The sequence below is a fragment of the Vagococcus sp. genome (genome assembly GCF_036639995.1).
GTDB lineage: Bacteria > Bacillota > Bacilli > Lactobacillales > Vagococcaceae > Vagococcus.
This window is the reverse complement of the sequence record NZ_JAVWHO010000073.1, coordinates 4189-7638: the sequence shown is the minus strand read 5'-3', so window position 1 is coordinate 7638 and position 3450 is coordinate 4189. Positions and strand designations below refer to the sequence as shown.

Below are 3450 nucleotides of genomic sequence, written 5' to 3'. Positions count from 1 at the left end.
CTTTAAAAGAAGTATAAACCGTGTGGCAACCACACAGTCAAGTTATTTAAAAATGCTCTAATCGATGGGCATAATCAAGGTATAAGGCAGTAAATTTAGTATCGCTTTTTATTTGCCACGGCTTTGGTTTTCCGCAAAAATGCAAGATAGCCGTATGTTCCATTAACCAATGTAAATCATATTTACCAACACTTTTAGTTAAGTAACTCAAGTATTTTCTAGCATCATAATTCCAAATTTCATCAGGTATTTCTTTAATATAGTGCCCGTAAAGATGATTCAAAACATCTTGATCTGGAAGAAGTAAGTAACTAGCATATTTTTCAATGGTTTCTTGAATATCCTGAATGTTAACTCTCTCTCTAGCTTCATCCAAATCAATCACCATTACACCAGAATTATAATAATGATGATCTGTGTTTAAACGAATGTTATTAATACCTGTTGTGATATTGGTCACACCTGTATGAGTTGCTGCTGCGAGTAGATTTCCCTCTAACTCAACGTTCCATAAAGGTAAAAGTGAATTAATAACTAGGATATCTGGATCTAAATAAATAACTCGTTTTACATGCTCTGGCAAAATATTGCCACAAAGTAATCTAAAATACATTTCTTTTGGGTATCTTTCAACGGTTGGCGCTTCCTCAAAAAAGTCATCTTTCATTTTAATGGCTTCAAAAGACCAACCAAATTTTGTAATCAATTTATTCAGAATCGCTATTTTTTTGGTTGAAATTTTTTCATGAATCAACCAAATTTTAACGTTCTCTCTACGATGGTGGACATATAGTGAATAGAGCATGACTTTTAACGGTTGAATATAATTTTCATCAATAGTCACAAGAATTTCGATTTCATTTTTCATGGAAATGCTCCTTTTTGTTTTTTCATTTAACTGACTGATTTATTCATTTTCCTTACGAAACACTCACATGCTTTTGAACTATTTTTTCCTTAAACTCGGGAGATTTTTTCCCTAAAAAATAAGTGTAGCTTAAACTGGAGATACCATATAATGCCCATACATACCAACTTGTTTTTTCTGTGTCATACACGCGGTAAACACTGAATATGTCTTTGATAATTTCATCTAATATCTCTTTTGAGGATCCTGATACTGTGATAGCTTTATGAAATAAGAAACTTTCCATTAATAACTGAAAAACAAAAATAAGCAGCCAACCGAATAAGTAGTGAGTCCCTCCACTTGATTGAACTACTTTTCGGTAAATAGGGACTTCCCTTCCCTCTTGATCAGTAAAATAGGAGACCACTCGTTTTTCTTGAATCACTTTACTATGATTAGCTTGATAATAACCAATTGCTAGACTAACTACTGTAATAATACCTAGCCATAAAACATAAATTCCTTGATTAAAATTCATTTGCTTTAGAAATTGAAACAAAGAAAATAAAGGAATAAATAAAAAGTTTAATCTTCTTACATCAGAAAAATTATATTGCTCTTTAATAAAATAAATAATGACACCTATAATTAATATATCTTGACCCACCATGACTAATCTCCCATTTCTTCACGTAAAATCCCATATTTTACTGAATCATAATACTCACCTTGCCAATACCTCACCTTTCGAATGACGCCCTCTTTTAGCATACCAGCGTGCTCCCCAACTTTTTGCATACCAATATTACCTGACCATGTCGTAAAGCTAAGATGAGGCAACTGAGGGTATTCATCAAACATTTCTTTTAACCACAATTTAAGAACTAGGCTTTCAATCCCGTTTCCCCATAAATCTGCATTATAAATGACCATACCTACTTCTAGCCACTGATTCAACGGAGCATCCTCCCAATAAGCAGTCACAAGGCCAATCATTTGCTTATCACAAATGATCAATCGATAGTTTGGCTGGTTCACAATTTTCTCTCCCCAGCCTTTTAAAAAAGTTTCTCTATCTAAAACAGGATTTTCAAAATAAGGCCCATCATATGCCATCCATTTTAAATCCGCTTTCGGCCCATAACTTATTGCCCATAATTCGTCTAAATCTGATAATTGTACTTTATTTAACTCTATATTTACCATAACACACCTCAAGATGTCTTTTTTATCATTATAACATCAAATAAAGACTATTGAACGTATCTGAGTAAACGTTCAATAGTCTTTTTAATTCATTTGTTTCATCATTTCTTGTTCAAGCTGAAGCAAATACTGTTTTCTCTCGATTCCACCACCATAGCCACCTAACTCACCACTTATTTTAATCACCCGATGACAAGGAATAACAATCGCTAACTGATTGGCTCCATTGGCATTTCCAACGGCTCTAACCTTACTTTCATTGCCTAATCTTTGTGCGATATCTTTATATGACAAGGTTTGACCTGGAGGAATCGTTTCTAATATGTGCCAAACTTCTTTTTGAAAGTCAGTACCTTTTGTAAAAAGTGGCAGATTAAATCGACTCAGTTTCTTGTCAAAATAGAGCATTAACTGTTTTTCAACTTCTTGGTTAATCTTGTTTTTCCCTGGAATAATCCGAAAATTTTGGCTGATTCTTAAGCGTTCGATTTCTCTTTCCAAACCTCTTCTATCTGAAAATTCAAGTAAGTATAAATAATTATCATCTGATAAACTCAGCATTTGTCCAATCGGAGTTGAGATAAAGTAAGCATTCAATAAGTTTACTTCTGTTTTTTTTGCTGGATTTCCCATGATTTTTGTAAAAGCATCATTAAATCCACTAGCTGATTCATATCCAGAAGCTAATTGTTGATCAATCACCTTGCTCCCGTTAGCAATTTCTTTAAACGCCATTCCCATTCGTCTTGATCTGGCATACTGAACAAATGTCATTCCGTAAATGGTTTTAAATTTCCTTCTTGCTGTAGCTGAATGTAGTCCCAATTCTTGAAAATCTTTTTCTTGCCAACGTTTTTCAGGATTTTTTTCCACAGCATCAACTAATTTTTTTATTTCAGTTGGTATTTCATGTGGATAAGATAAAGGATGACAGATTTTACACGGCCTAAATCCTGCCAATAAAGCTTCTTCTGCCGTTAGATAAAAATGACAATTTTCATACTTTGGTTTTCTAGCAGTACATGTGGGGTGACAAAATATGCCTGTTGTTTTGATACCAGCGAAAAAAATACCATCATATGCAGAATCTTTTGCCACAAGTGCTTTGTAGTATTCTTGTTTTTTTTGTGTTGAGAGTCTCACCAACATAACCTCCTATCGCTACTTTTGATATTTACATTATAGAGAGGACACAAAGAAAATTCTTTCGAAAAATGAACAACTATATTTTAGTTTCTAGCAGTATGTTTTCTTTTTGGCTATTTTTTATAAGTAATGACTTTCCATACTTAAAAAATTAGGTGTTTTTGCTTTTATTTCTTGAGTAAATAGGTTCATTTGTTCATTGTTTGTTGCTTGTATCCAAAAATGAATGACTTTTTCATTTTGATCTC

4 protein-coding genes are annotated in these 3450 nt (G+C 33.0%); all 4 read right to left on the bottom strand.

The window, feature by feature from the left end:
- Positions 1-46: 46 nt before the first annotated feature.
- A complete protein-coding gene (locus RR554_RS11890; RefSeq protein WP_332463099.1) occupies positions 47-868 on the bottom strand; it encodes a glycosyltransferase family 8 protein in 822 nt (273 codons plus the stop codon).
- A gap of 52 nt (positions 869-920) precedes the next feature.
- A complete protein-coding gene (locus RR554_RS11885) occupies positions 921-1520 on the bottom strand; it encodes a hypothetical protein (protein ID WP_332463100.1) in 600 nt (199 codons plus the stop codon).
- 2 nt (positions 1521-1522) lie between these two features.
- Entirely contained in the window at positions 1523-2056 is a 534-nt protein-coding gene (locus tag RR554_RS11880; RefSeq protein WP_332463101.1) for a GNAT family N-acetyltransferase, read from the bottom strand.
- A gap of 84 nt (positions 2057-2140) precedes the next feature.
- Positions 2141-3199: a bifunctional transcriptional activator/DNA repair enzyme AdaA gene (locus tag RR554_RS11875; protein WP_332468115.1), complete on the bottom strand. Its 1059-nt coding sequence runs from the start codon at positions 3197-3199 to the stop codon at positions 2141-2143.
- Positions 3200-3450: the final 251 nt, after the last annotated feature.